Annotated in this window: 21 protein-coding genes and 1 pseudogene; 10 read left to right on the top strand and 12 right to left on the bottom strand. The window is 70.1% G+C overall.

The window, feature by feature from the left end:
* A partial coding sequence (locus ACGFU7_RS43250) for a beta-ketoacyl synthase N-terminal-like domain-containing protein (RefSeq protein ID WP_393703827.1) occupies positions 1–4980 on the bottom strand: 4980 nt, incomplete at its 3' end.
* Positions 4981–5110: 130 nt separating this feature from the next.
* On the bottom strand, positions 5111–6307 hold the full coding sequence (locus ACGFU7_RS43245; protein ID WP_393703825.1) for a cytochrome P450: 1197 nt from the start codon (positions 6305–6307) through the stop codon (positions 5111–5113).
* A gap of 269 nt (positions 6308–6576) precedes the next feature.
* Here ACGFU7_RS43245 and ACGFU7_RS43240 point away from each other — a divergent pair, with 269 nt between their 5' ends.
* Genes ACGFU7_RS43240 through ACGFU7_RS43230 form a run of 3 tightly spaced genes read left to right on the top strand, consistent with a single transcriptional unit; the run spans position 6577 to position 9031 of the window.
* On the top strand, positions 6577–7812 hold the full coding sequence (locus ACGFU7_RS43240; RefSeq protein ID WP_393703823.1) for a cytochrome P450: 1236 nt from the start codon (positions 6577–6579) through the stop codon (positions 7810–7812).
* 18 nt (positions 7813–7830) lie between these two features.
* Positions 7831–8034, top strand: coding sequence for a ferredoxin (locus tag ACGFU7_RS43235; RefSeq protein ID WP_393703821.1), 204 nt, complete (start codon positions 7831–7833; stop codon positions 8032–8034).
* Positions 8035–8074: 40 nt separating this feature from the next.
* Complete coding sequence (locus tag ACGFU7_RS43230; RefSeq protein WP_393703819.1) at positions 8075–9031, top strand: zinc-binding dehydrogenase; 957 nt, start codon at positions 8075–8077, stop codon at positions 9029–9031.
* Positions 9032–9146: 115 nt separating this feature from the next.
* On the opposite strand, the gene ACGFU7_RS43225 is transcribed toward ACGFU7_RS43230, so the two are convergent.
* On the bottom strand, positions 9147–9884 hold the full coding sequence (locus tag ACGFU7_RS43225; RefSeq protein ID WP_393703817.1) for a dienelactone hydrolase family protein: 738 nt from the start codon (positions 9882–9884) through the stop codon (positions 9147–9149).
* A gap of 173 nt (positions 9885–10057) precedes the next feature.
* Here ACGFU7_RS43225 and ACGFU7_RS43220 point away from each other — a divergent pair, with 173 nt between their 5' ends.
* The gene (locus ACGFU7_RS43220; protein WP_393703816.1) at positions 10058–11509 is read left to right on the top strand and encodes an FAD-dependent monooxygenase; all 1452 of its coding nucleotides are present in this window, start codon (positions 10058–10060) and stop codon (positions 11507–11509) included.
* A gap of 124 nt (positions 11510–11633) precedes the next feature.
* Here the strand turns inward: ACGFU7_RS43220 and ACGFU7_RS43215 are convergent, their stop codons facing one another.
* The 7 genes from ACGFU7_RS43215 to ACGFU7_RS43185 are packed head-to-tail and all read right to left on the bottom strand — an operon-like array spanning position 11634 to position 18957.
* On the bottom strand, positions 11634–13127 hold the full coding sequence (locus ACGFU7_RS43215) for an FAD-dependent monooxygenase (protein WP_393703814.1): 1494 nt from the start codon (positions 13125–13127) through the stop codon (positions 11634–11636).
* Positions 13124–13927 carry a thioesterase II family protein gene (locus ACGFU7_RS43210; protein ID WP_393703812.1) on the bottom strand — a complete coding sequence of 268 codons (804 nt, stop codon included), beginning with the start codon at positions 13925–13927 and terminating at the stop codon, positions 13124–13126. The genes ACGFU7_RS43215 and ACGFU7_RS43210 overlap by 4 nt, the downstream gene beginning before the upstream one ends.
* Positions 13924–15018, bottom strand: a complete 1095-nt coding sequence (locus ACGFU7_RS43205) for an alpha/beta hydrolase (RefSeq protein ID WP_393703811.1) — start codon at positions 15016–15018, stop codon at positions 13924–13926. The genes ACGFU7_RS43210 and ACGFU7_RS43205 overlap by 4 nt, the downstream gene beginning before the upstream one ends.
* Positions 15011–15820, bottom strand: a complete 810-nt coding sequence (locus ACGFU7_RS43200) for a 2-oxo acid dehydrogenase subunit E2 (protein ID WP_393703809.1) — start codon at positions 15818–15820, stop codon at positions 15011–15013. Before ACGFU7_RS43200 ends, ACGFU7_RS43205 begins: the two co-directional genes overlap by 8 nt.
* The gene (locus tag ACGFU7_RS43195) at positions 15817–16044 is read right to left on the bottom strand and encodes a phosphopantetheine-binding protein (RefSeq protein ID WP_393703808.1); all 228 of its coding nucleotides are present in this window, start codon (positions 16042–16044) and stop codon (positions 15817–15819) included. The genes ACGFU7_RS43200 and ACGFU7_RS43195 overlap by 4 nt, the downstream gene beginning before the upstream one ends.
* Positions 16041–17921, bottom strand: a complete 1881-nt coding sequence (locus ACGFU7_RS43190) for an HAD-IIIC family phosphatase (RefSeq protein WP_393703807.1) — start codon at positions 17919–17921, stop codon at positions 16041–16043. Before ACGFU7_RS43190 ends, ACGFU7_RS43195 begins: the two co-directional genes overlap by 4 nt.
* A gap of 4 nt (positions 17922–17925) precedes the next feature.
* Positions 17926–18957 carry a 3-oxoacyl-ACP synthase III family protein gene (locus tag ACGFU7_RS43185; protein ID WP_393703829.1) on the bottom strand — a complete coding sequence of 344 codons (1032 nt, stop codon included), beginning with the start codon at positions 18955–18957 and terminating at the stop codon, positions 17926–17928.
* 288 nt (positions 18958–19245) lie between these two features.
* Between ACGFU7_RS43185 and ACGFU7_RS43180 the strand changes: the two are divergent.
* The 4 genes and pseudogenes from ACGFU7_RS43180 to ACGFU7_RS43165 form a co-directional block, all read left to right on the top strand.
* Positions 19246–19578 (top strand): annotated as a pseudogene (locus ACGFU7_RS43180) (transposase); the annotation flags it as partial.
* Positions 19579–19791: 213 nt separating this feature from the next.
* Positions 19792–20982 (top strand): cytochrome P450, encoded by a 1191-nt coding sequence (locus tag ACGFU7_RS43175; protein ID WP_393703805.1) that lies wholly within the window; start codon positions 19792–19794, stop codon positions 20980–20982.
* Positions 20983–21030: 48 nt separating this feature from the next.
* On the top strand, positions 21031–22236 hold the full coding sequence (locus tag ACGFU7_RS43170) for a cytochrome P450 (RefSeq protein WP_393703803.1): 1206 nt from the start codon (positions 21031–21033) through the stop codon (positions 22234–22236).
* Positions 22233–22472: a ferredoxin gene (locus ACGFU7_RS43165; RefSeq protein WP_393703801.1), complete on the top strand. Its 240-nt coding sequence runs from the start codon at positions 22233–22235 to the stop codon at positions 22470–22472. The genes ACGFU7_RS43170 and ACGFU7_RS43165 overlap by 4 nt, the downstream gene beginning before the upstream one ends.
* A gap of 73 nt (positions 22473–22545) precedes the next feature.
* Here ACGFU7_RS43165 and ACGFU7_RS43160 read toward each other — a convergent pair whose 3' ends face one another.
* Entirely contained in the window at positions 22546–23136 is a 591-nt protein-coding gene (locus ACGFU7_RS43160) for a TetR/AcrR family transcriptional regulator (RefSeq protein WP_393703799.1), read from the bottom strand.
* 138 nt (positions 23137–23274) lie between these two features.
* Here ACGFU7_RS43160 and ACGFU7_RS43155 point away from each other — a divergent pair, with 138 nt between their 5' ends.
* Together ACGFU7_RS43155 and ACGFU7_RS43150 are read left to right on the top strand one after the other, a co-directional pair.
* A complete protein-coding gene (locus tag ACGFU7_RS43155) occupies positions 23275–24753 on the top strand; it encodes an MFS transporter (RefSeq protein WP_393703798.1) in 1479 nt (492 codons plus the stop codon).
* A 209-nt stretch (positions 24754–24962) separates the two neighbouring features.
* Positions 24963–25265: a hypothetical protein gene (locus ACGFU7_RS43150; protein ID WP_393703796.1), complete on the top strand. Its 303-nt coding sequence runs from the start codon at positions 24963–24965 to the stop codon at positions 25263–25265.
* 485 nt (positions 25266–25750) lie between these two features.
* Here the strand turns inward: ACGFU7_RS43150 and ACGFU7_RS43145 are convergent.
* On the bottom strand, positions 25751–26951 hold a 1201-nt coding region (locus tag ACGFU7_RS43145), incomplete at its 5' end, for a hypothetical protein (RefSeq protein WP_393703794.1).

The following is a 26951-nucleotide window of genomic DNA, read 5'->3' as shown; positions in this document are numbered from 1 at the left end:
CCGACCCACCTCAGCAGCGAACACCTCCGACTCCCCCAACAACCCCACCGCCATACCCACCCACTGCGACCCCTGCCCCGGAAACACGAACACCGCTCCGTCACGCCGCTCGGCGGTGCCCCTGACGACGGCGGGACTGTCGTGTCCGGCGGCGAGTGCGTCCGTGGCAGCCCGGAATTCCGTGAAGTCGCGGGCGACGAGTACCGCCCGGTGGTCGTGCAGTGTGCGGGTCGTGGCGAGGGCGAGACCGGTGCTCGCGGGGTCGATGGTGTCGTTGCGGGCGAGGAACCCGGCGAGCCGCTCCGCCTGGCCGCCCAGCGCACGGGCATCGCGGGCGGACAGGAGCCACGGCAGGGCATGGCCGCGCGCGGCGGCTTCCACGGCAGGCCGCCGATCCTGCCGATCCTTCCGGTAGTTCTGTTCCTGGGTCTCCTGGTTCTTCCGCGTCCCGGCGGCGGTCAGCGGCGACTCGGGAGTCTGCGGCCCGGACGTCTCCCGCGCCCCGAGGGCCCGGGGTGCCTCCTCCACGATGACGTGGGCGTTCGTGCCGCTGATACCGAACGACGAGATCCCGGCCCGCCGCGTCCGCTCCCCGCGCGGCCAGGGTGCCGCCTCCGTCAGAAGCGATACGGCGCCCGAGGCCCAGTCCACATGCGGCGACGGCTCGTCCGCGTGCAGCGTACGAGGCAGTTCGTCGTGGCCCAGCGCCATCACCATCTTGATGACGCCGCCGATGCCCGCCGCTGCCTGGGTGTGGCCGATGTTCGACTTGAGGGAGCCGAGCCGCAGAGGCCGCTCCGGTCGGCGGTCCGCGCCGTAGGTGCTGAGCAGCGCCTCCGCCTCGATGGGGTCGCCCAGCGCGGTGCCGGTGCCGTGGGCCTCGACCGCGTCGACATCCGAACCGGAGAGACCGGCGGCCGCCAGTGCCTGACGGATCACCCGCTGCTGCGACGGACCGTTGGGCGCCGCGAGCCCGTTGGACGCGCCGTCCTGGTTGATGGCGGAGCCGCGCACCACGGCAAGTACCCGGTGCCCCTTGCGCCGGGCGTCCGAAAGCCGCTCCAGAGCGATGACGCCCACGCCCTCGCCCCACGCGGTACCGTCGGCCCCCGCGCCGAACGCCTTGCAGCGTCCGTCGGGGGACAGTCCGCTCTGCCTGCTGAACTCGACGAACATGCCGGGGTTGGCCATCACCGTCGCGCCGCCGGCCAGGGCGAGCGAGCACTCGCCGGTGTGCAGCGCCTGCACGGCCAGGTGCAGGGCGACGAGCGAGGACGAGCACGCGGTGTCGACCGTCACCGCCGGGCCCTCGAAGCCGAAGGTGTACGAGATCCGGCCGGACGCCACGCTCGTGGTGTTGCCGGTCAGCAGATAGCCGTCGTACCCGTCGGCCGGTTCGTACAGCCGGGGACCGTAGTCCTGCGCCATGGCGCCGACGAACACGCCGACCGCGCCTCCGCGCAGTTCCGTCGTGGTCAGGCCGGCGCGTTCCAGGGCCTCGACGGAGGTTTCGAGCAGCAGCCGCTGCTGCGGGTCCATGGCGGCGGCTTCGCGCGGTGAGATCCCGAAGAACGCCGCGTCGAACTTGTCGGCGTCGTGCAGGAATCCGCCCTGCCGCACATACGACTTCCCCGGGCTCGTGGGATCGGCGTCGAACAGCCCGTCGAGGTCCCAGCCGCGGTTGGTGGGGAACGAGGACACGGCGTCGGTTTCCCCCGCCACCAGTCGCCACAGTTCCTCCGGCGACTCCACACCGCCGGGGAAGCGGCACCCCATGCCCACGATGGCGATCGCCTCGTCGGGTGATGCGGCGGACGCGTCGCCGGACGGGGCATCGGTGTCGGTCGCGGCGTCGTCGCGGGCGTTCGTTCCGCCGGGCAGTTCGTCGAGGAGGTGACCGATGAGGGCGGCGGGTGTGGTGTGGTTGAACAGCAGGGTGTTGGAGAGCGAGAGGCCGGTGAGGTCGTTGAGGCGGGTGCGCAGTTCGACGGCGGCGTAGGAGTCGAAGCCGAGTTCGTTGAAGGCGCGGCCGGTGTCCACGGCTGCCGGGGTGACGTGTCCGAGGACGATCGCGACGGTCGTGAGCACCAGCTCGGTGACGGCTCGGGTGCGGTCGGTCCCGCTCAGGCCGGCGAGCCGTTCACCGAAGGACGTTCCGCCGCCCGGCTCCTCCTGGCGCGCCCGCTCGTCCGGCCGGTCCTGGGCTTGTGGGCGCAGTGCCCGGTGGGCGGTTCCCGTCGCTCCGGTGCCGTCCGTTCCGTCGAGGGTTTCGGGCCAGAAGCGTTCGCGCTGGAAGGCGTAGGTGGGAAGGGCGATCGCGGTCGCTGTGCCCGGCAGCGGCGCGGCCCAGTCCATGTCCGTGCCGTGGGCGAACACCGTCGCGACAGCGGCCAGCAGGGTGGCCGGTTCGGGGCGGCCGGCGCGCAGTGCGGGGACGAGGACGGGTACGGGACCGCCGGGCAGGCAGTCACGGGCCATGGACGTCAGTACGGCGTCGGGCCCGAGCTCCAGGAAGGTCGTGACGCCCTGCTCCCCCAGGGCACGGATGCCGTCTGCGAACCGTACGGCCTGCCGCATGTGCCTGGCCCAGTAGTCGGGGGTGCACAGTTCCGCCGGGTCGGCGAGGGCGCCGGTGACGTTGGAGACGACGGGAATCCGCGCAGGTGCGAACGTCAGTCCCGCAGCCACGTCACGGAACTCGTCGAGCACGTCGTCGAGATGCCGGGAGTGGAAGGCGTGACTGACCTTGAGGCGGCGGACCTTGCGGCCCTCGGCGCGCCACAGCTCGGCGATCTCCAGGACGGCGTCCTCGTCGCCCGAGACGACGGTGGACTCGGGGCCGTTGACCGCGGCGATGCCGGCCCGGCCCGCGAAGGGGGCGAGGGATTCGAGCACCGCTTCCTCGGGGACCTGGAGCGAGACCATCGCCCCGCCGGTCCGCGCCGCCTGCATCAACCGACCGCGGGCCGACACCAGGGTCGCGGCGTCGCGGAGCGAGAGGACTCCGGCGACATGTGCGGCGGCGAGTTCGCCCACCGAGTGCCCGGCCACGTGGGACGGGGTGATGCCCCAGTGCTCGACGAGCCGGTAGAGGGCGACTTCCAGGGCGAACAGAGCGCTCTGGGTGTATTCGGTCCGGTCGAGCCGCTCCGGGTCCGCGGTTTCGAACAGCACGTCGCGGACCGGTAGTTCGAGGTGCGTGCAGACCTCGTCGAAGGCGCGGGCGTACTGGGGGTACGTCTCGTACAGCTCGCGGCCCATACCCGGTCGCTGGCTGCCCTGGCCGGTGAAGAGGATCGCGGGCCCGGTGGAGCCGTTCGCCGCTCCGGCCGGTCGCCGCGGTCCCGCGGTGCCGGTCACCACGGTGGGCGACGGTGTTCCGGTGGCGAGCGCGTCCAGTCCCCGCAGCAGTTCCTCACGTCCGGCTCCGAGGACGACGGCGCGGTCCGCGAAGTGGGTCCGGGTGGTGGCCAGCGAGTACGCCACGTCGGCCATGCGGAGGCCGGGATCAGCCGTGAGGTGCTCATGGAGCCGCGCGGCCTGGGCGCGGAGCGCGTCGGCGCCCTGCCCGGACACGACCCATCCCGTGGGGGCGGTGGTTTCCGTCTCCGGTGCGTGCCCGGCGGGTTCGGCGGGTTCGGTGCCCGGTGCGTCGGAGAGCACCAGGTGGCAGTTGGTGCCGCCCATGCCGAAGGAGCTGACGCCGGTCAGCAGTGGGCGGTCCGGACGCGGCCAGCCGCCGGGTTCGCTGTGGACGCGCAGGTTCAGCTCGCCGAGCGGGATGCGCGGGTTGGGCGTCTCGTAGTTGAGGCTGCGCGGAATGCTGCGGTGCCGGATGCTGAGGGCCGCCTTGAGGAGGCCGACGATTCCGGCCGCGCCTTCGAGGTGGCCGACGTTGGTCTTGGCCGAGCCGACGAGCAGGGGCGTTCCGTCCTCGCGTGCGGCGCCCAGTGCGGCGCCCAGTGCGGCCGCCTCCAGCGGATCGCCGACCGGGGTGCCCGTGCCGTGCAGTTCGACGTACTGCGCGGCCGCCGGCGAGGTGCCCGCCCGCTCCCAGGCGCGCCGGATGACGTCCTCCTGAGCGACGGGGTTGGGACGGGTGAGGCCGTCCGTGGCGCCGTCGTTGTTCACCGCGCCGCCGTGGATGACGCAGTACACCGGGTCGTTGTCGGCGAGCGCCTCGGAGAGCGGCTTGAGTACGACCGCGGCGCCGCCCTCGCCCCGGACGTATCCGTTGGCGCGGGCGTCGAAGGTGTAGCTGCGGCCGTCGGGCGAGAGCCCGCGGAACCGTGCGGCCGTGATCGTGCTCTCCGGCACAAGATTGAGGTTCACCCCGCCGGCGACGGCGAGCCGGGACTCGCCGCGCCAGATGCTCTCGCACGCCATGAGGACCGCCACCAGGGACGACGACTGGGCGGTGTCCACGGTGAGGCTCGGACCGACTGCGCCCAGGGTGTAGGACAGCCGGTTCGCGATGATGCTGCGGTGCAGTCCGGTCAGCGAGTGCTGGGTAATGGCCTCGTGACCGTACCGCTGCAGCAGCCGGGCGTAGTCGTCCCAGATGGCGCCGATGAACACGCCCGTGCTGCTGCCCCTGAGTTCGGCCGGGACGATACGGGCGTCCTCCAGGGCCTCCCACCCCAGCTCCAGCATGAGCCGCTGCTGCGGGTCCATCGCCAGAGCCTCGCGGGGGGAGATACGGAAGAATCCCGCGTCGAATCCGTCCACACGGTCCACATGGCCGGCGAACCGTGTCGCGGCGAGATCGTCCTCGTGCGGGATTCCGGTGTCCCAGCGGTCCTCCGGAATTTCTGTGATCGCGCTGCGGCCTTCATCGAGCAATTTCCAGAAGGCGTCGGGGTTTTCCGCCTGCGGAAGACGGCAGGACAATCCGATGACGGCGATCGGACGGCCCGTCGCCGGGTCCTGTCGCGATGCGTTCTCGTTGCCGTTGCCTTCGGCTCGGGAATCGTGAACCATCGACGCCTACCCCTAACCTCAACGATTCGGCCTTGTCCGTCATTCAGGATCACCAGGAGAGCTAGCGGCATTCTTTGCGCCTTCTAAAGCCGCTCTTTCGCCGCCCTGCCCCGATGCGGTGTCCGGCCCGTCACCAGGTGACGGGCAGACCGCGCAGACTGACCGCCCAGAGCCCTGTGGACCAGGGCAGTTCCTCCGGCGGTACGGTCAGCCGGAGGGTGGGGAAGCGGGCGATCACCGCGGCGACGGCCTCCTCCAGCTCGACCCGCGCCAGGTGCGCGCCCAGGCAGTAGTGCGGGCCGACGCCGAAGACCAGCGAGGAAGGCCCCTCCCGGTTCAGGACGAACTCCTCCGGGTCCGGGAACTTCTCCCAGTCGTGGCCGGCCGCGATCAGCGGGGAGAGCACGCCCTGGCCGGCACGGACTGTTCCGGACGGCAGCTCGACGTCCTCCGTCGCCATGCGCAGCAGCCCGATGCGGCCGGGCGGGTTCAGCCGCAGCAGCTCGTCGATCGAGGCCGGGATCAGCGAGGGGTCGGCGCGCAGCGACTCCAGGACGTGCGGGCGCATGAGAAGAACCAGCAGCACCCGGCTCAGCGCGTTGGCGATCGTCTCGTTGCCTGCGACGATGAGGCCGCGGGTCATCGAGACCAGTTCCTCCTCGCTGAGCCGGTCGTCCTCGTCCCGGGCGCTGATCAGATGGTCGACGAGGTCGTCGCCGGGATGCGCGCGGTGCCGTGCGATCAGTCCGACGGTGTAGGCGGTGAAGTCCCGCATGGCCGCGTCGCGCTGATCGGGGGACTTGCCCGACACGGACAGGAACGCCTCGACCCACTCCCGGAACCGGACGCTGTCCTCCTCGGGGACCCCGAGCTGCTTGCAGATGATCCGCACCGGCAGCGGGAAGGCCAGCGTGGCTATCAGGTCGGCCGGGGGGCCGCTCTTCTCGATGGGGTCGAGCAACTCCTCGATGATCGCCCGGATGTCGGGCCGCCACTGCTCGGCCCGGCGCGGGCTGAAGGCTCCGGCGACGATCCGGCGCAGCCTCCGGTGGTCGGGGCCGTCCATGTTGACGAGGAAGGTGGAGTCCGACGACAGTCCGTCGGCGGGGAACAGCACCGGCGAGCCGGGGGCGGACAGGTCCCGGGTGAACCGGGGGTCTTTCATGATCGCTTCGACGTCGTCGTAGCGCACGGCGAGCATGGCGCTGTCGCCGCTGGGCAGCGACACCTCCCCCAGCGGGCACTGGCTGCGGCGACGTACGTACTCCGGCGGCTGGGTCGCCAGCGGGCCTTCGGGAAAGGGGAATTTACTCTCGGAACTCGACATGTGGGAACCCTCCACTGAACGCGGTGTTCTCTGTGTTCTCGGTGTCCTGCATTGCACGGTGCACGCTTCGCGTATTCAGCGCTCTCGACCGGACAGGCAGTCGGCACGATAGCCGAGCGGGGTCGGCCGGTACACCGAGGAATCCTGGCGCTTTAGAGCGCCCCAAGGGCACGCTTAGATACGATTCCCATACTGCCTGGAGGATTTCGTCGTACGTGTTGCCCAACAGGGCTGCACGATTGCTTCCTTGGTGCCGAGGAGTGGAAAGAATGCCCCAGGCGGAGAGCACGGGAAAGTGTCCCTTCAGCGCACCGGACACGCCGGAGGAACTGGCCCGCAGCTGGAGCGTGTACCAGCCCTGGCTCCAGCAGGATCCGGTCTCCCACTGGAACACGGTCCGTGAACTGGCTCCGGTCGTACGCTCCGAGGAGGTGGGCGGGTTCTGGATCCTGACCCGGTACGAGGACATCGAGTGGGCAGCGAAGAACGCCGATGTCTTCTCCAGCGCGCAGGTGGGCATCCCGCACCGCGATGTGCTGCCGGTGAAGCAGATCCCCATCCAGCTCGATGGCGACGAGCACCGCAACTGGCGCCGCACGCTCTCCGACCTCTTCAATCCCTCGGTGGTCAACCACTTCGAGCCGCAGATGCGCCAGGCGGCGGTCGAGGCCATCGAGCCCATCGTCGCCAAGGGCGAGTGTGAATTCATCACCGAATTCGCCACGGCTCTGCCGGCCGAGACATTCCTCATGAATTTCGGCATCGGGCGCGAATATCTTCAGCCGCTGCTGGAGCACAAGACCTGGCTGCGTCGGGTGGGCATCCCCAACGCCCGCAACGACGAGGAGCTGTGGGCCGCGAACCGGCCGCTGTGGGACTTCTTCAGCGAGGCGATCGACCGTCGTCGGGCCGAGGGCACCGAGGGCCGCATGGACGTCTTCAGCAGGCTGCTCGAGTCCACGTACGACGGCAGGAAGCCGACGCAGGACGAGATGGTCAACGCGGCGTTCGTCTCGATGCTGGCCAGTCTGGACACGACGACGGCGGCACTGGGCCTGGTCTTCCTGCATCTCGCCGAGAACCCCCAGGTGCAGGACCTCATCGCCCGGAGCCCCGAGAGCATCCCGGCGATCGTCGAGGAACTCATCCGTCACGAGCCGGTCTCGACCACGGGACGGATCCTGACCCAGGACGTCGAGCGGCACGGGGTGACGATGCGCAAGGGCGACCGAGTCATGCTGTCGTGGGGCATGTCCGGTCTGGATCCCGAGGTGTTCGAGCGGCCGGACGAGGTCGACTTCTCGCGTGCGTCGACGCGCCAGCTCGCCTTCGGCATCGGCCCGCACCGCTGCCTCGGCATGCATGTCGCCCGGCGGATCCTCAAGGTCGCGCTGGAGGAGTGGCACCGTCACATCCCGCGCTACCACCTCGCCCCGGGCTCGACGCCCGCGCGCCACTACTCCCCGGCGCGTGGTGTCGCCGATCTCCATCTCGTCGCCGGCTGAACACCCAGGGAGCCCAAGGTGAGGATCAAGGTCGACTCGGAACGCTGCATGGGCCATGCGATGTGCAACGCGCTCGCGCCCGAGGTCTACACCGTCACGGACGACGGATTCAACGAGATGCAGGAGTTCGAGGTGACGACGGCCCAACGGGCCGCCGCGCTGCGCGGTGCGAGTGCCTGTCCGGAACGGATCATCGCGGTGCTGGCCGACGAGGCGAGCTGAACCGGTCGCCGGCCCGCGGCCGGGACCAAGGGAGAAGAGAATGACGTCAATCAAGGCCGTGGTGGTCGATCCGGACGCGCCCGGAAGACTCGCCATCAGTGAGGTCGACGCACCCGAGCCCACGCCCTCCGAGGCAGTGGTACGCGTGCACACCACCTCGCTCAATCTGGGCGATGTGTACCGCATCCCGTACGTGGAGGCCGGCTGGCGGCCCGGCTGGGACCTCGCCGGTGTGGTCGAGCGGGCCGCCGCCGACGGATCGGGGCCCGAGAAGGGCGCGCGGGTGCTGGGGCTGCGCGGTTCACGTTTCGGTGCGTGGGGCGAGACCGTCGCCGTACCCACCGAGTGGCTCGCCGAACTGCCCGCGGAGGTCTCGTTCGCGCAGGCGGCGACCCTGCCGACCTGTGGGCTGACCGCCCTGTACGCACTGGAGCGGGCCGGTTTCCTGCTCAACCGCACGGTGCTGGTGACGGGTGCGTCCGGCGGCCTCGGCCACTTCGTCACCCAGCTCGCGGCCCGGTCCGGCGCGTACGTGGTGGCGGGCGTGCGCCGTCCCGAGCGGGCCGACGCGGTGCGGGAGCTCGGTGCGACGGAGGTCGTGGTCGGCGAGGACATCACTGTCGCCCAGGAATTCGGCCCCTATGACGTGATCGTCGACCAGCTGGGCGGCGAACCCCTGGCCCAGGCGCTGCCGCTGCTGGTGCCGGGCGGGCTCGCCGTGACGCTCGGCATCTCCGCGGGCACCGAGACCAAGCTCAATCTGGCTCAGCTGTTCGCGGGCGTCGGCGGGGTCGAGCTGGCCCAGCTCGTTCTGTTCACCGAGCTGGAGCGGCGCCGGGCGACCCCGGGACTCGCCGCTCTGGCGCGCATGGTCGCGGAGGACCGGCTGCGTCCGGCCATCGGTGTCGAGGCCTCATGGACGGACATCGGCAAGATCGCCCAGCAGTTCGTCGACCGCGGTATCGCGGGCAAGGCGGTGCTGCACTTCACCCCATGACAGTGCGGCCGGGTGTCCCCACCACCCGGCCGGACGTGCGCCGGTGCCCCTCCCCGTGTTCGGGAGGGGCACCGGCGCGTGGTGGCCGGGCCGCGGGCAAGCCGTCCCGGAACGGTCAGCGCTTCAGCCTGCGGTTCAGGAACTCGTCCGTGAGCCGCCACGCCTCCGCGGCGGACTTCTCGTGGAGATGCTCCGGGCGGGCGTCGCAGTAGAAGTCATGGCCCGCCTCGGCGTACCGCACGACCTCTGTGTGCACCGGCGAGAGCGCCGCCGCGGTCCTCAGCCGCTCCACCTCGTCGACCGGTATGTACTCGTCGAGATCCCCGAAGTGGCCCAGCCACGGGGTACGGAACCCCTTGGCCACCTCGATGAGCGGAGGCAGTCCGAACAGCCGCGCCTGGCTGAGTCCGCCGCCGCCACCCCCGCAGAACGAGACCCCGGCCCCGAGTTCGAGGGCCGCGCCGAGGGCCATGACGACCGACCCGCCCATGCTGAAGCCGACCACCCCGACCCTGGTGGCCGGGATGCCGGACTCCTCGATGCGGCCGAGCGTGGCGGCGATGTCCGTCAGCAGCCCTTCCTGGGTGAGCGCCCGGATGTGCGGGAAGGCGAGCGTCGGGTCGTCGTAGCCGAGTTCGGGGTCGCCGGTGCGGTGGAACAGGTGCGGGGCGACGGCGAGATGGCCGGCCTCGGCGTAGCGGCGGGCGACACTCTGGATGTACGCGTCGACGCCGAACCCCTCCTGTATGACGATCACCGCCGATCGCGGTGCGTCGGACGAAGTCTCCGGGCGCACCTCGTGGAGCTTCATCGGTCCGTCCTGGGTGGAAAGCGTTTCGGTCACCGCACGCATGTGGTCTCCAGGTGTTCGGGGATCTTCCGCGGGGGCGACAGGATAGTGGCACCCACCATTCCCTGTCTGCGGCGTTTTAGTCGCAATTAAGCGCGCCGCTAGGGGAATTCGGAGAATACGAACCGGTAAGCCAGGTGGAATGCCGACCACTTCTTCTGTCTTGAGGAGCCTGTATGAGTCGCACGGTCGTCATCGCCGGGGCAGGGCCGGTCGGTCTGGTGCTCGCCGGGGAGTTGGCGTTGAACGGCGTGGATACGGTGGTCGTCGAACGCCGCGCCGAATCCGCGGAGGATTCCCAGGGAATGGCCATTCATGGCCGGTCTCTGCAATTCCTCCGCCGCCGGGGGCTGGGTGAAGGTCTGGCCGGGCAGGGAATGTGGGCCTGGCCGCGGACACCGTTCGCGTTCTTCTGGCTCGATCTGGAGACCGTGGGCGAGCAGGACTACACCTTCGCGCTTCCCCAGTGGCGCACCGAGCGGCTGCTGGAGGAGCGGGCCGGAGCACTCGGCGTGGACATCCGCCGCGGGCAGGAGATAGTGGACGCCCGGCAGGACGCGGACGGTGTGCGGGTCACGGTGCGCAAGCAGGACGGTGACACGTACGAGGTAAAGGGCGCCTATCTCGTCGGGTGCGACGGACCGGACAGCACCGTGCGCGAACTGGCCGGCATCGACTTCCCGGCGGCCGGCCAGAGCTACTACGGCGTGCTGGGTGATGTGACCCTCGCCGAGGGCGCGAGCGACCAGTTCGATTCGGGTCTGCTGCCGGGCGGGATCTTCGGTGCGCTTCCCCTGCAGCCGGGTCAACTGCGGCTGATGACTATTCAGTTCGACCGTGAACCGCAGGGGCCCGAGGTGCCGGTCACCGTGGACGAGCTGCGTACGAGCATCGAGCGGATAGCGGGCAGCGCGCCGGAGATCGGCACGGTGCACTGGTTGTCGCGGTTCGGCGGGCGGAACCGGCTGGCCGAGCAGTATCGCAACGGGCGGATCCTGCTGGCGGGCGACGCCGCGCATGTGCAGTTCATCTCCGGGAGCCAGGGGCTCAACACCGGAATCCAGGATGCGGCCAACCTGGGCTGGAAACTGGCGGCCACCGTCAGGCAGCAGGCACCCGATGGGCTTCTCGACACGTACCACAGCGAGCGCCACCCGGTCGCCGAACGGGGACGCACACACGCCATGGCACAGATGGCGCTGCTCAATCCGCTCGACCGGATGGGCCCGCTGCGGGAGCTCTTCGACGAGCTCCTGGTCCATGGCGAGGTCAACCGGAAGCTGCTCCAGATGGCGACGGAGACGCGCTACGACATGGGGGGCGCGGAACCCGACGCGCATCCTCTGCTGGGTGCGGTGGTGCCCGACGCGGAGCTGAACACGCCGACGGGGCCGACGAGTGTGGCGCAGGCGCTGTCCTCCGGGCGCGGGCTGCTGCTCGACTTCGGCGGCGGAGCCGAGCTCGACGAAGGGCTGACGGACCGGATCGAGTTCGTGACGGCGTCACCGGTTCCGGAGATCGACGCTACGGTCCTCCTGGTCCGCCCCGACGGGCATGTCGCGCATGTGGACCGCACGGGCACGGACCACGAGGGTCTGCGCAGTGCGGTCAAGGTCTGGTTCGGCTGATCCCCCGCAGCCGGACCTGGTCGAGGGGCGGTTCCCGCAGTGACTGCGGGAACCGCCCCTTCGTCGTGTGCCTGCCCCGCGGTTGCCCGCCGGGGCCGTGCCCCGTGGTTGCCCGCCGGGGCCGTCAGTGGTCGCTGGCGTCCCCGAACCAGGTCTTGAGGGCCAGTTGCAGCCCTTCCCGGTCGGCTCCGTCGTGGTCCACGTGGGCGACGTGGCCGTCCGGGCGCAGCAGCAGTACGGCCGCGTCGAGTTCCTCGGCGGGTTCGGCGCTGACGGTGTCGACGCGGTCGGTCCAGCCCTTGATGTCGGGGGCCTCGCCGCCCGAGAGGTTCAGCAGGACGCCGCGTCCCGGGTGCAGCGTCCGCCAGGTGGTGGTGGCCTCCGTCGCTTCCCCGGCGCCGGACTTCACCGGGGTCAGGGGGATGTTGCCGATGCGTCGGCCGAGCAGCGGGTGAACCGCCCCGTCGGCCGGCTTGCCCATGGGGTAGCGGATGCCGATGCCCGTCACCATGTCGGTGAGGTAGGTGTTCACCTCGTCGAGCCGGAGGAGCTCGCCGAAGAGTTCCCGCAGGGGTGCCACCCGCTCCAGCGGGTACATCAGGGAGTCCTGGGCTCGGGTGTTCATGCAGACGCGCTCGCCGATCGGGTGCCGCTCGCTGTGGTAGGTGTCCAGCAGTCCGTCGGGGGCCTCTCCCCTGACCACCGCGGCCAGTTTCCAGCCGAGGTTCCAGGCGTCCTGGATACCGGTGTTGAGGCCCTGGCCGCTGACCGGAAGGTGGATGTGGGCCGAGTCGCCGGCCAGCAGGACCCGGCCGTCGCGGTAGCGCTCGGCGAGCCGGGTGGGGTTGCCGAAGCGGGACAGCCAGTGGGCCTCGCCGATGTCCAGGATCTCCGGGTCGATGCCCGCGACGCGCTGGATGCTGCCGCGGAATTCGTCAATCGTGACGGGTACGTTCTTGCTGGTCAGTTCGGTGCCGAATTCGATGACCGTGACCCGGTGCTGTCCCGGACCGATGGGGGTGACGGCGAACAGCCCGGTGTTGTAGAGCTTCGGGGGAAGCCGCTGCTGGAAGTCCTCCGGCGTGTTCACATCACCGGTGATCCCATTGATGGTGGAGGCGCTTCCGGGGAAGCCGATGCCGGCCAGTTTGCGGACCTTGCTGCTGCCGCCGTCGCAGCCGACGAGGTAGTCGCCGCGCACCTCGGACTCCTGCTCGCCCTCCCGTACCCGGACGGTGACTCCGTCGGCGTCCTGTTCGAAGCCGATCACTTCCTGGCCGCGGCGGATGTCGACGCCGAGTTCCAGCGCGCGGTCCTCCAGACGGCGTTCCAGATGACGTTGCGGCACGAGCAGCGGGACGAGACTCGGGTCGATGATCCCGGTCAGCTCCAGCAGGCCGAAGTTGTACGAGCGGATGTGCGGGTACTCGTCGAACCAGTCGAGCCCTCGCTGGGAGAGCACTTCGACGGAGCGTGCCTGAAGGGTGAGCGACCTCGACCATCCGTTGGCTTCGGGCAGCCGCTCGATGACGATCGTGTGCACGCCCTTCAGGCCCAGCTCAGTGGCGAGCATGAGGCCGCTCGGGCCTCCGCCCGCGATGACAACAGTCGGACTCACGGCAGACTCCTCGCTGCGGGATGGATGGTGGCGAGCGGGACGAGTGCCCTGCGGAGCAGGTGGAGAAAGGACCGGCTCTCGTCCCGGATGAAGAAGTGGCCGCCGGGCACGGGCTGGACGGAGCAGCCGGCTTCGGTGTGCTGTGCCCATGCGGCGGCGTCGCGCGCCGTCACCAGGGTGTCGGCGCCGCCGGTGAAGACCTGGATCGGGCAGGGCAGCGGATCGTCGGGGCGGGTGTACCCGGGGCTCGCGCACAGCTCCAGGTCCGCGCGCAGGAGCGACACCGCGGCTTGGAGCCATTGCGGGTAGCGGAGCAGGTCCGGGGACATGCCTCCGATGTCGATCATCCACTGGGCCAGCAGTTCGTCGGAGAGTTCCGCGACCGCGTCGAGTCCGGTCGGCAGGTGCGGTGCGGGAAAGGCCCCGACCAGCAGCCGGGCGGGGAGCGGGCGTCCGCGGGCGTGCCGGTAGCGGGTCAGCGCGTAGGCGACGGCGGCGCCCATGCTGTGGCCGTAGAAGGCGTACGGTCCGGTCAGCGACGGGCCCAGCGCCTCGTCGAGATCGGCGACGAGCGCGCGCATGCTGAGCTGCCTCGGCTCGCGGATCCGCCCTTCCCTGCCCGGCAGTTGGACCGGGAGCACGGCGATGTCGGGCCGGAGTGCCTGGACCCAGGGGGCGAATGCCGAGGCGGCTCCGCCCGCGTGGTGGAAGCAGAACAGCCGCAGCCGTGCGCCGGGGGCGGCGGAGGTGGGGAGATAGCCCCCGGCGACGCTCGCCCGGCTCCCCGGGGAGCCGTTCACGAGCGTGTTCCCGCGAGGCGGCGGCGGGCGCGGGCCGCGCCGAGCAGCAGGCCGATGACGGCCCGTTGGGCGGCCTGGGCGCGCCGCATCCGCAGCACCGACTGCACGGTCCACAGCCGGCTCTCGACGACGTGGCCGGGAGATCCGTGCACATCGTCGTTGTTCAGCAGGTGCAGCCGGCGTACGTGGCTGCGCAGCGACTGGATGTCGGCGTCGGGGATGATCTCGTCCCTGGCGCTGACCACGCTGTGGACGGGGATGTCCAGTGCTTCGAGCGCCGCGGCGTCGATGACGTGTCCGCTCATCCGCTCGACGGCGTGCTCCGGCGGTGTGCCGGTGAGATGGGCGAGCGTGTCCACGGTGACGCGCGGCAGTCCGGCCCGCCAGGCGCGGTCGGAGAAGAACGCGTCGATCGGGGCGCCCGCGGTGACGATGCCGCGTATGCGGAGGTCGTGGACGGCGCAGCGCAGGGCCAGGTTTCCGCTGAAGCTCAGTGCGACGGCGTAGGTGTCGTCGACATCGGCCCGGGAGGCCACGGCGTCGAGCACGGCCGGGATCATCCGCCAGCTCTTGTCGTCGTAGGGTGTGGTGTTCTCCCCGATCCCGGGCATTTCGGTGACGATGCCGGCCATGCCCAGGCGTTTGGCCTGGACGAGGACGGGCCCCCACTGTTCCTTGACGGTGACGATGCCGCCCATGATGAGCAGGACGGGGCGCGGCCGGTCCGCGGAGAGGCCGGCGGCCCAGCCGCCGATCCGGCCGCCGTCCGTTTCGATGTCGAGCCGTTCGATGGTGCGGCCGTCCTGGGTGCGCCAGGTGTCGAACGCGTCGATGCAGCGCTCCCCCGCGGTCTGCCGGGCGGGACCGTCGACGTAGGGGAAGCGGGCCATCGCGTAGTGCCGGCATGCCTCCAGCAGGCGGCCGGCCGCTTCCTGCTCCTCACCGGCCAGCTGCCATTCCCCGGCCCAGGAGCCTGGACCGCCCCGCGGGTCGTCGTTCCCGATGCGGTCGAGGACGGTGCGGTAGCCGCCGATGTTCTGTGCGCGGGCGTGCACGACCGCGAACTGTTTGAGTTCGTCGACGTCATTCATCGCCCACCCCCGCGAAGGTGCCGGAGGTGTCGCGGTCCACGGCCGGCAGGCCGGTCGGGTTCTCGAGTCCGTCCTTGAGGTCGCCCAGTACGTCGGCGGCCTCCGCTCCGTCGATGACCCGGTGGTCGAAGGCCAGGCTCAGCCGCATGACGGGGGCGGTCGTCACCGCGTGGTCGCGTACGACGGGGCGCTCGGCGATGCGTCCGAGGCCGAGGGTGACCGTGGTGCCGCCCACCGAGTGGAAGCCGTCGACGGGTCGGTGGCCCAGCGAGGTGACGGCGAAGGTGCCCATGCGCGCGGCCCGTCGGCCGAGGGGGCGCACGGCGGCACGGTAGGCGAGCCGTCCGAGGGGCATGGGCAGCCGTTGCAGCGCCCGTGCTCCGGCGAACTCCGGCATGGTGGCCGGGTCGCCGTCACGGTAGTGGTCGACCTGGCGCTGGATGTCGTCGAGTCCGGCCCGGTGGAGGCCGGGGAGTACGGCGGACAGCACGATGCGCCGGCCGTCGAGGGTTCTGTCCAGGGTGAGTTTCCCGTCGACGGACTCGTACCGGGCGACCCTCGGCCGGATCCGGCCCGTGATCGCGGCGTTGGCCTCGGGGTGGTCGGCGAGGACCCGTGCCGCGGTGTGCAGGACGTAGGTCGCCACCGAGTACCGGTGGCCGGCCGCGCGGGCCGCGGTGCGGTGCTCCCCGATGCGCGTCATGTCGATCTCGGTGTCGAGGAAGACGGGGGCGAAGGACCGGATCTCGCCGAGGAATTGCAGGGTGTGGCGGCGTTGCCGGGCTATCGGCCCCGGGGTCATGCCGTCACCGTCAGGTCGTAGATGTCGTGCAGGCTGGAGGCGAGCAGGACGTCCGGCATGGAGACACGGGTTCCCGTGGCGCGTTCCAGTGCCGTCAGGAGGGTCAGCAGGTGCATCGAGTCCCAGCCCGGCACCGCGTCGAGCGGTCCCGCGACGTGGTCGACGGTAACGGGCAGCCCGACCTCCTCGTTGATGAGCGTCACGAAGTCGTCGATGGTCTTCACGAGCCGGTGCCTCCGAGGTGTTCGGTCAGTCGCACATGGGGTGGTGGCGGAGTGATGGTCTCCAGGTCGTGGCGGTAGCCGAACTCGTTCGCCTCGTCGCCGGCCGGAACGAAGCCGCCCATTGCGTAGAAGTCGGCGACCTTGGCGTTCTTCGGCGTCGGCCGGTAGGTGCCGTGTACGGCGCGCACGCCGGTGGCTTTCGCATGGGTCAGCACAGCCGCGAGGCAGGCCTGCTCGACGCCGCGGGAGAACACCCGGCAGCTCAGCAGGAAGTTCTCGATGTACAGCTCGTCGCGGTCGCGGCGCAGGAGTACGACGCCCACAAGGCCGTTCTCGCCGTAGCGGTCGCCGGTGTGCACGGTGAGGACCCGGGTCGCGGGGCCGGCGGCGAGTGTCTGGACCTCGGCCGGCTGGAGCCGCTGCGTGGTCATGTTGAACTGGTTGGTACGCAAGGTGAGTTGGGCGACGCGGGGAACGTCGCGGGCGTCCATGTCGGCGATCCGCACGGTGACGCCGAGCTCACGCAGATAGTCCTCGACCGAGTCGAAGCCGGTCATGAAGTCCTTGCGGACCAGCTCGTCCCGGTACCGGTCGGGCCTCTTGCGGTCCTCGGAGGTCAGCGCCCGGACGTCGAACCAGCCGTCGGCCAGGAGCTTGCTGATATGCAGCGCCGGTTCGTCGTCGAGGTCGATCACGGCGACGCCGGGCAGCATCTTCCGTACGAGGCCGCGCTCGTAGGCGCTGTCGTCGGCGAAGACGAGGCTGTCGACACCGAGGTTGAGGTCCTCGGCCAGTTGCACGAGGTTCTCGTGCTTGGGCCGCCAGTTGGCGGTGACCCGCACGAAGTCGTCCTCGCGCAGGGTCATGTCGGGGTGGTCGCACAGGACTTCGCGCACCGGGTCGAGGTCGTTCTTGCTCACGGCGGCCACCAGGACGCCTTGCGAGGCGAGTTGTTTGATCACGCACTGGAAGGCCCGGAACGCCTCGCCGCGCAGACTGCTCGCGACTTCGATCCCGTCGATCCCGTCGTCGCCCAGGATGCCGCCCCACACCGTCTCGTCCAGGTCGACGACGAGGCATTTCCTGGTGTGTCCGCCGACGTGCCGTGCCAGATGGGCGACTTCGCGCGCGTAGGCGGCGAGCAGAGCGGGTGAGAGGTGGGCCTTCGCGTAGATGTCGAGGCGTGGTTCCGTGACGGGAATGCCGTCGGCGGCGAGGGGATCGAGATCGAGCACGACCGTCGACGTGCGGTCGCGCATGAGGTCGAGGAGGGCGGCGTTCGCCTGCCGCCAGATGGCCCCGAGCTCTGCCCGCGAGGCGAGGTCGACGAGCCGTCCGGTGTACTCCCGCGGGAGCGGCAGGGTGTTCAGTACGAGGGTGCCGCGGCCCGCCGACTCGAACCGTCGCGTCGCCTCCTCGAACAGCGCGAGCTGTCCGGTGAGCGCCTCCCGCACGTCGGCGGGGCGCCAGGGCGTCGGCAGGAGGTCGAAGACCATGGCGGGGTCGAGGACGCACAGGACGAGGTCCGCGTCGCCGTACACCTCACTGCCCGGGTCGGTCAGTTGCAGCCGGTAGCTGTCGTGGTCCGTCATGTGCGGGCGCAGCAGGATACCGTGCCGTGCCGTCTCGGCGGTGAGTGCGGGAATCAGCTCGGACAGCGTGCCGTGGCCGGTGACCACCACGGTCGTCGTCGACGTCGCGGGATGGGCGCGCAGGATCTCGTCGGGGTCGCTCCGGGACAGCAGCCTGCCCGCCCGCAGGAGATCGTCCCCGGCGAGGGGTGCGATCAGCCGGCGTACGTCGGGGTGGCGCTCGACGAGCAGCCCGGCACGGGCCAGGGCGAACAGGTCCTCGGCGACCGTCTCGGTGCGGGTCATGGGGCTACCCCCGCTCCAGTGCGAAACCGGCCTTGATCCACTTGCTCGACTCCACGGCGACGGCGACGGCGCGGTCTCCCGTGGCCATGCGTGGCAGCAGCCGTTCCAGTTGCAGGAAGGGCAGCGCGTTGCCGGTGTTGCCGGTCTCCGCGACGCAGGTGATCTCGGTGGGGTGCGGGGCGTCCATCCGCTTCACGATCAGGTCGGTCATCCGGCCGGAGAGCTGCGGCGGGAGAAGGAAGTCGAGGTCGTCCGCGGCCCAGCCGAGGTCGTCGAGCAGTTCGTCGAGGACTTCGGCGGCCATCACGGGCACGGCTGCCTCGATCGCCTTGTAGTCCTCCCTCGACGCCGCACGGTCCGGATTCCGGTCGGACTTGGCGAACCATTCCAGAACCTGTCCGGGCTCACGGTTCAGGCCCACCAGCCGGGTGAGTACGCGGACCAGCCGGGCGGAGCGGTCCTGCGGCCGGGTGGTGAGGACGGCGGCTCCGGCACCGTCGCCGAAGAGCGCGACATTGACCATTTCCTCGGGGCTCAGGGCACTGAGGTCGGTCTCGACGTCGAAGATCTTGCTGCAGACGTCACCGCCGAGGACCAGCGCGGTGTGGTGCTCGCCCGCCATCAGCAACTGCCGGGCCATGTTCAGGGCCTGGACCGCTCCGGTGCATCCGGACTGCAGCTGGTACGTGGCCACGGCGTCGATGCCGAGGCGTTCGGCCACCATGTTGACGGTCGCGGGCATCAACTGGTCGGGGGTGGAGGTGCCCAGCACCACCAGATCCACGTCACCGGCGGTGAGGCCGGCCGTCTCCAGCGCGCGGGAGCCCGCCTGTTCGCACAGGTCGGTGAGCCGGAACTTCGGCTCACCGGTCTTGAGATCGACGGCGAGATGGCGGGTGCGGGTACCTACGAAGGTGTCGATCCACTGCTCCCACAGGGTGTCCATGCCGAACCGGCCGGCGAGTGCGGCGTTGTCAACGGGCGCGCCCGGTAACGCCGTGCCTGCCGACAGCAGGTGAATGTCGGGTGCGTCCATGCCGTTCCCTTCGGGAGCCGCGAGGTGCTGGTCGAGGAGCCGGGTTCGGATGGTGGCCATCGGGCCTAAAGCGGAACTAGCGCCCGCCTTGGGGTCCCCCGCCGCGCCCGGCCCTGATGCACGTTGCCGGGCCGGGGCGCGTCCGATCCGTACCGCGCCGCTTCAGCTTGGCTTTAAACCCCACCAAGATCATTTCTTGGTGGGGTTTGTCGTTCGCCCGACAACTGGGCGGCCTCTGCTTGATCATGTGTTTCCGCCAAGAGACACGTTGATCAACCAAAGGCCGTGATGGACAGTCCGCAAGACGGTGCTGCGCGCGTCGAGACCCTGGCCGGGTCGTCCCGGTTTCGCCGCGAGTTCTACTCATGCCCGACGTTGCGTGCGGATGCTCTGTTCGAGCCGACGGACGCGGTCCTGTGCACTGACGGCCCGGTGGTCTCGTTGCCCGAGTTGTCCATCGCCGAAGTGCACCGCCGCGGGCATGGCGCGATGTACGACGCGCTGGTCCAGGGGCATATCGCCGTGTCCCGGCTTCGGATGGCGCCGGCCGGACTGCGGCTGCCGCGCGGGGCGGACGGGCAGCTGTCCATCGCGCTGGACGTCACCGCGTGGCCGCGTCCGGCGGACCGTGGGCACTCCGGCCAGGGCGCCGAAAGCCTCACGTCCCCCGGCCGCCCCAAGGGCCGCACTTCCACCCCAGCACCCGCCACCCGGTCGGCAAGAAACAGCACAAAACGGATATGCCTGGACGCGGCGGAGCCGAGCAGCAGCCTTAAAGATCGAGTTTAGCGGGGCCGAAGAATGGCCCAAGCGGTGCGTCCGACCCTCGGGGTCATGACAGATGCCGACCTCCAGGTCTTCCCCATGCCGCGCACGGACCCGTTGCTGCCGCCGCCCGGCTACGCGGCGCTGCGTCAGGGACCGCCCTGCAAGGTACGGCTGCCGCTCGGCTCGCAACCGTGGCTGCTGACGCGGCACGCGGATGTCCGCGCCGCTCTCGCGGACCCCCGGCTGAGCGCGGATTCACGCAACCCGGACCTTCCCCAGGTCGTGCCGCTGCCGCCGGGGCCGAGCCGGGTGTCGTTCCTCCGCATGGACGACCCCGAACACGGCGTACTGCGGCGGATGCTGACGCCCGAGTTCACGCTCCGCAAGATCCAGGAGCAGCGTCCCGGCATCCGCAAGACGGTCGACGCCCTGCTCGACGACATCGACCGGGGCTCGCCTCCCGTCGACTTCATCGACACGTTCGCCCTGCCGCTTCCGTCGCTGGTGATCTGCACGATGCTCGGAGTCCCCTACGCGGACCACGACTTCTTCCAGACTCAGAGCAAGATCATCGCGTCGGGCACGGACAGCCCGCAGGAGATCGCGACGGCGTACGGTGAGCTGTCGGCCTATCTGGACCGGCTGTCCGCGGAGAAGGCGCGCACTCCGGGCGACGATCTGCTCAGCCAGGTGGCTGGCCGTTATGTCGCCTCGGGCGAGCTCTCCGTGGAGGAACTCAGCTCGATGGCCCGGCTGCTGCTCGTCGCGGGCCACGACACCACGGCGAACATGATCGGTCTGGCCGTGCTCACCCTGCTGAGGAACCCCGACCAGCTGGAGGCGCTGCGGCGGGATCCCGGCCTCATGCGTTCCGCGGTCGACGAGCTGCTGCGCTTCCTGTCGGTGTCGCAGAGCGGCATGGTGCGGGTGGCGGTCGACGATCTGGTCATCGGCGGGCAGCGCATCGCCAAGGGCGAGGGGGTCGTCTTCGCTCTGCCGTCCGCCAACCATGACGAGGCTGCCTTTCCCCATGCCGAGCGGCTCGACATCCGCCGGGACGCGAGCAGCCATGTCGCCTTCGGACACGGCATCCACCAGTGCCTGGGCAAGTCGCTGGCCAGGGTGGAGATGGAAACGGCGCTGTCCGCCCTGATCGAACGCTTCCCGAATCTGCGGCTCGCTGTCCCGTTCGATGAACTTTCCTTCCGGTTCGACAGTTTTGTGTACGGCCTCTACGAACTTCCGCTCTCCTGGTAGACGGTACGGATGCAGGCAGACCTGTGACCGAGGAGTGAGGAGCCAGTTGTGTCTTCGGCAGAGCCACGAGTCAGGGACTTCCCCAACACGCCGCCCGGCCAGTTGCGGCCCGCCGCTCTCCTGGACGAACTGCGCGAGAGAGAGCCGGTGTCCCGGGTCCGTCTGCCGTACGGCCGGGACGGCTGGCTCGTCACCCGTCACGACGATGTCCGGACCGTGCTGACGGACCACCGGTTCAGCCGTGCGGCCGGCGTCTGCGAGGATGTGCCCCGGTCCACTCCGCGGGTGCCGCGGGCGGACTCGATCCTCTCGATGGACCCGCCGGAGCACTCCCGGCTGCGCGGTCTGCTGGTGAAGGCGTTCACCGGCAGGCGGGTCGAACAGCTGAAGCCGCGCACCGAGGCCATCGCCCGCGATCTCCTGGACACGATCGCCGACGGGGGCGGGCCCGCGGACCTCGTGGAGAAGTTCTGCCTCCCGCTGCCGGTCACCGTGATCTGCGAGCTGCTCGGCGTCCCCGCCGAGCGGCGGGGCAGCTTCCAGGAGTGGTCCGAGGCGTTCGTCTCGTCGACCCGGCTGACGGGGCAGGAGATCGAGGCGGCCCACGGCCATCTCCGCGACTACCTCGGTGAGTTGATCGCCGAGCGCCGCGCCGTTCCCAGCAACGATCTGCTCGGCGCGCTGGTCACCGCGCGGGACGGCGAGGGCAGGCTGAGCGAGGGGGAACTGGTCACCTTCGGTGTGACGCTGCTCGTCGCGGGTCATGAGACGACCGCCGGCCAGCTCGGCAACTTCCTCTATCTGCTGCTGACCCACCCCGACGAGCTCCGACTGCTGCGTGAGCGGCCCGGTCTCCTTCCTTCGGCGATCGAGGAGATGCTGCGGTACGTGCCGATCGCGGCGAGCGCCGGGTTCGCCCGTATCGCCAAGGAGGACGTGGTGCTCAGCGGTGTGACCATCAGGGCCGGAGAGGCCGTGCTGGCTTCCGAACCGGCCGGAAACCGTGATGCCTCGGTCTTCGCGGACGCCGACTCCCTCCGCTTCGACCGGAAGACGAATCCACATCTGGCATTCGGGCATGGTGTGCACCACTGCCTGGGTGCCCCGCTCGCCAGGATGGAACTGCAGGTGGCGATCAAGGCGGTCTTCGACCGTTTTCCCCGGCTACGGCTGGCCGTTGACCCCCGCGAAGTGCGGTGGAAGTCCGGCTCATTGGCGCACGGGGTGGCGGAACTGCCGGTGATCTGGGAATGAGCGGATCCGGCGTGGCGAAGTGGCGCATCGAGGTGGACGACGAACTCTGCTTCGGTTCCGGGGTGTGCACGGGGTGCGCTCCCCAGGTGTTCGATCTGGTCGACGGGGTCTCCACCCCTGTCGCCCCCGTGGTGGAGGCCGATCCCGAGGTGCTGGTCGCGGCCGAGTCGTGCCCGGTCGAGGCCATCAGGGTGACCGACACGGACACGGGTGAGGTGCTCGCGCCGACCGAGTGACAGTGGCAACGGCGACGGCCCGGCGTGTGCCCCGTGCGGAACGGGGCACACGCCGGGCCCCGTTCCCGGACTCTCAGGCGCGGGAGAGCAGCCCCTTCATGGCGATGCCGAGCAGCCGCTCGATCTGATCCGCGGGCGCGGGCGACTGTTCGGTCGCCCAGGCAATGGCGTTGACGAGCTTGAGCGCGGACGTGATGTCGTACTCCGCGGCGATCTCTCCGGACTGCTGCGCCCGGACGAACAGTCCGTGACCGGCCTCGGTGATCCGCGTGTGACGCGCGGCGCTCAGCGACGGCCCGTCGTCGATTTCGATGGCCAGTTGCTCCGCGGCGAGTCCGCGGTACGTCCGGGAGTGCTCGATGACCGCGCGGAGCCACTCCTCCAGCGCTCCGCCGGGCGAGGGGCTGTCGAGCAGCGCCTTCGCCTGCTCGCACAGCGCGTCCACCCGGTCCCGGAAGACCGCCTCCAGCAGCGCCTGCCTGGTCGGGAAGTGCCGGTAGAGCGTCGCCGACCCCACCCCCGCGCGCTTGGCGATGTCATCGAACGAGGCATCCGCGCCGTTCTCGGCGAATGCCTCCCCCGCGGCTTCGAGCAGGCGGAAGTAGTTCCTGCGCGCATCGGCCCGCAGAGGCTTGGCCGGTCCTGTGGTGGCCGTGCGTCCCATGGGCTCTCCTTGATAAACGGACTGTGTCCCCGTATCGTACCGCCCATAAGCGGGGGCACTCCCCGTTTCTTTCGGGCGGAGCATCACGACGCGTGCCCGCACACGATTGCAGCTCTTGCTGAGGGGTTGGCGTACGACATGTCCACATCCGAAACGACCCCGGTCGACACGGGGCAGACACGATCCGGGGTCCTGCCCGGCCAGGGACTCGGAATCACCCTGGCCGTGATCGTCACCTGCCAGCTCATGGTCGCCATCGACGGCACCGTGATGAACGTGGCTCTGCCGTCGTTGCGGGAGAGCCTGAACTTCTCGGCGACGAGCCTCTCGTGGGTTCCGACCGCCTACACCCTGGCTTTCGGCGGACTGCTGCTGCTCGGTGGCCGGGCGGGCGACGTCCTCGGCCGACGGCGGGTGTTCGTCGCCGGTGTCCTGGTCTTCACCCTGGCCTCCCTGCTGGGCGGTCTCGCGCCCACGGCAGGCTGGCTCATCGCGGCCCGCGTTCTGCAGGGTGCCGGCGCGGCCCTGTGCGCCCCGAGCACACTCGCCCTCCTCACCACGAACTTCACCGAGGGCGCCCAGCGCAACCGCGCACTCGGCGTGTTCTCTACGGTCGCGGGGCTCGGGCTGGCCATCGGCCTCATTCTCGGCGGTGTGCTGACCGAGTGGGCCTCATGGCGCTGGGCCCTCCTCATCAACGTCCCCTTCGGCATCGCCATCGCCGCGCTGGCTCCGAAGTACGTCAAGGAACCGCCCCGGCAGTCCGGCCGGTTCGACACGAGCGGCACCCTGCTGTCGGCCGCCGGGATGGGGCTCCTCGTCTACGGCCTGATCCGGGTCGCCGAGGTCGGCTGGGGCAACACCCTCGCGGTGTCGCTCGCCGCCGCCGGCTTCGTTCTGCTTGCGGTCTTCGTCCTCGTCGAGCGGGGCGCCCAGCAGCCGATCATGCCGCTGCGCCTGTTCGCGGACCGCACCCGGGCCAGCGCCTACCTCAACATGCTGCTTCTCGTGGCAACGATGACCAGCATGTTCTTCTTCCTGGTCCAGTTCATGGGAGACATCCTGGACTTCAGCCCCATGATTTCCGGGGTCGCCTTCCTGCCGATGGCGGGCGCCCTGTTCGTCTCGGGCCGGACCGCCCCCAAGCTGCTGCCGAAGTTCGGCGCCAAGAAGGTCATGATCGGCGGCGCGGTCGCCATCGTCGCCGGAGTCGCCTGGCTGGCCACCATCTCCGCCGACACCTCGTACGCCGCCGGAGTCCTGGGCCCGCTGATCCTGTTCGGCACCGGCATCGGCTTCAGCTTCATGCCCCTGAACATGACCATCCTCGGTGGCGTACCGCCGCGTGACGTGGGCGCCGCGTCGGGCCTGCTCCAGGCGATGCAGCAGGTCGGCGGCTCGGTGGGCCTGGCGGTGCTGGTGACCGTCTTCGGCTCGGTGAGCCGCGACTCCGCCGAGAAACCGCGGGGCGTCGGCCAGAGCTTGGAGGCCCACGCGCACATCGCCGAGGCCGACGGCATGTCGAGCGCCTTCGCCACCGGAACGATCTTCGCCGTGCTGGCTCTGCTCGTCGCGGCCTTCGCCATCCGCATCCCCAAGCCGAAGGCCGGCGCCTGACCGCCCCGCACCACCGCACGTGGAAGAGGCAGACCCGAGTGGGGGTCTGCCTCTTCCGCGTACCGGCTGCTTCGACGGGGCCGGCCCCGACCCGACCGTGTGCGGCGCGTGCTCACGGGCGGCCCCGGACTCCCTGAATCACGCCTACAACCTGGTCAAGGCAGGCGAACTGGAGGACGTGGGAGCAGGTACGTGCCGCACGCCCCGACGTGGTCCTCGTCCTGCCGTGCGGCTTCCCGCCCGAACGCACGCTACGGGAAAGGGATGCGCTCACCTCACTGCCCGGCTGGGACGACCTGCCCGCCGTTGGAGCAGGCAACGTCTGGGTCCTGGACGGTCCCGCGTACTTCAACCGCCCCGGCCCGCGGGTCGTGCGCGGAGCCGAGGTACTGGCACACGTCCTGCACGGGGTGCGGGCCGGGGCGGCGGTCACTGCGGACGAGGCGAGACCGCTCTGGAAAGCGGTCCAGGTGAAGGCGACCTTGTCTTCTCTGTCAAGTTCGGCGTGTTGAGCTGAAATTGACGCTGGCGCCGCGGGGCGGGGGTCTCCTTGACTCCAGCATTGGGTGCAGGAGGCGACAAGCAGCGGGGACCCGGTGCGGGCCATGGCGGAGCTCGCCAGTGGCTCTATTCACGGGTAGTGGTTCTGGCTCAGGATTCACGGGTAGTGGTTCTGGCTCAGGTTTTCGACTCTCGACATCGACCAGCACGGTGCCGTAGACGCGGCCCTTGCGGGTCGCGTACTCGTCGACGCCGACCACCCGTGGGGACGCCGCCTCCGGCTCGGGAAGAGCATCGATCAGACGTGGGACGGTGCTGCGGCTGACGAACACCCGAAGACACTCGCCATCCTGGCGCCTGCCCTGCCTGCGAGGGCGAGGCGGACGCGATCAAGAACCAGGCCCGGCCGTCCCGGGGCAAGTCCTGGCTCGAATCCCTAGGCGGCAACAGCTACGGACCGAGTTGAGCAGTCGCATTTCTGAACGGCACAGGACCTTCAGTGTGGCTCTACCCAGCCGTGTCGGACGGCGTAACCGCCAAGCTGCATCCGGGTCCGAACTCCGGCTATGTCCATGAGGTGGCGCAGGCGTCGGTGCAGCGTGCGCGGTGAAAGACCAAGCTGCGTCGCGGCCGTCAGGTCGGTCAGACCGGCCAGCAGTAGCGCGAGGATCCTTCGGTCGAGGTCGGTCGGTCCTTCCGCACCGAGCTCGACGGTGGTTTCGGCTTCTGGGCCGGGGCCCGACAGTTCGAGCGGGTGGGCGGTGCGCCACACCGTCTCGAACAGGGCGTCCAGCGCATCCAACAGGCCGCTGCGGTGCAGCAGCACGGCGCCGGGCTCTCCGGCTGGTGTGACCGCGAGCGGGACAAGGCCGAGGTCGGCGTCGGCCAGCACGAGTTTCATCGGCAGTTGGTCGGCGACACGCAGTTGCACGCCGTTGCGCAGTGAATCGATCGCATCGGTGATGATGCCCGGCTCTGCCAGCACGGCCCGGTCCAGTACCGCCCGGAAGTGCACGCCGCGGCCGATGGCCGCGGGTTCGGCCGTGTTCTCGTCGGGCGGCACGGCGAGGAACGGTGCGGTGATGAAGCTGCGGACCTGCGTGCGGGCTGCCTGTTGCACCTGTAGGAAGCGATGGCGGATGGCCTCGACGCCCGTGACGACCTCGATCAGATCGTTGATACTGCTCCCGGTCATCGCCGCCCGGTGTTCCTCGGCGAAGGTCACCAGTGCCTGCTCAGCCATGCGCAGCCCGTCCCGGCGCTGGCTGATGAGAGCGCCGAGCGCCATGGCCGGCGGCGCGGCGGTGAACTGCTCGTCCGCCGACCTGATCACCAGTCCCCACCCGACCAGGCGGGACAATGCCTTGTCCACGTCGGCTTGCGTGACGACGAGCAGATCCGACAGCAGCATCGCGGTGGAGTCCGGCCGTCCGAGCAGCGCCCGGTAGACGCGCTCGTCATCGGGGTCGAGGCCCAGAACATCCAGCATCGGCGACCGACTCTCTTCCGCTTGCCGCAGCGGGGAGAGTATGCGCCATGGTGGCAGGCCCTGAATAGTTCCTGCTGGGAGCAGGTGTGACGGGAAGGGCCCCGGGGAGTCGCCTTGAGTTCTAGTGGTCGTTGCAACACCCCAGCTCAGGGGATGCAATGGACTTCGAGATACGTAAGGACCGGGGGCCGCAGGGGCGGAAGAAGCT

This window comes from Streptomyces sp. NPDC048473, assembly GCF_043200155.1.
Lineage (GTDB): Bacteria > Actinomycetota > Actinomycetes > Streptomycetales > Streptomycetaceae > Streptomyces.
This window is presented reverse-complemented; position numbering and strand designations above follow the sequence as displayed.

Excerpts from the sequence above, each read along its gene's own strand:
- ACGFU7_RS43245 (WP_393703825.1), bottom strand. The coding sequence starts at position 6,307 with ATGTCGAGTTCCGAGAGTAAATTCCCCTTTCCCGAAGGCCCGCTGGCG.
- ACGFU7_RS43240 (WP_393703823.1), top strand. The coding sequence starts at position 6,577 with ATGCCCCAGGCGGAGAGCACGGGAAAGTGTCCCTTCAGCGCACCGGAC.
- ACGFU7_RS43230 (WP_393703819.1), top strand. The coding sequence starts at position 8,075 with ATGACGTCAATCAAGGCCGTGGTGGTCGATCCGGACGCGCCCGGAAGA.
- ACGFU7_RS43225 (WP_393703817.1), bottom strand. The coding sequence starts at position 9,884 with ATGCGTGCGGTGACCGAAACGCTTTCCACCCAGGACGGACCGATGAAG.
- ACGFU7_RS43220 (WP_393703816.1), top strand. The coding sequence starts at position 10,058 with ATGAGTCGCACGGTCGTCATCGCCGGGGCAGGGCCGGTCGGTCTGGTG.
- ACGFU7_RS43205 (WP_393703811.1), bottom strand. The coding sequence starts at position 15,018 with ATGAATGACGTCGACGAACTCAAACAGTTCGCGGTCGTGCACGCCCGC.
- ACGFU7_RS43200 (WP_393703809.1), bottom strand. The coding sequence starts at position 15,820 with ATGACCCCGGGGCCGATAGCCCGGCAACGCCGCCACACCCTGCAATTC.
- ACGFU7_RS43190 (WP_393703807.1), bottom strand. The coding sequence starts at position 17,921 with ATGACCCGCACCGAGACGGTCGCCGAGGACCTGTTCGCCCTGGCCCGT.
- ACGFU7_RS43185 (WP_393703829.1), bottom strand. The coding sequence starts at position 18,957 with ATGGACGCACCCGACATTCACCTGCTGTCGGCAGGCACGGCGTTACCG.
- ACGFU7_RS43175 (WP_393703805.1), top strand. The coding sequence starts at position 19,792 with ATGACAGATGCCGACCTCCAGGTCTTCCCCATGCCGCGCACGGACCCG.
- ACGFU7_RS43165 (WP_393703801.1), top strand. The coding sequence starts at position 22,233 with ATGAGCGGATCCGGCGTGGCGAAGTGGCGCATCGAGGTGGACGACGAA.
- ACGFU7_RS43160 (WP_393703799.1), bottom strand. The coding sequence starts at position 23,136 with ATGGGACGCACGGCCACCACAGGACCGGCCAAGCCTCTGCGGGCCGAT.
- ACGFU7_RS43155 (WP_393703798.1), top strand. The coding sequence starts at position 23,275 with ATGTCCACATCCGAAACGACCCCGGTCGACACGGGGCAGACACGATCC.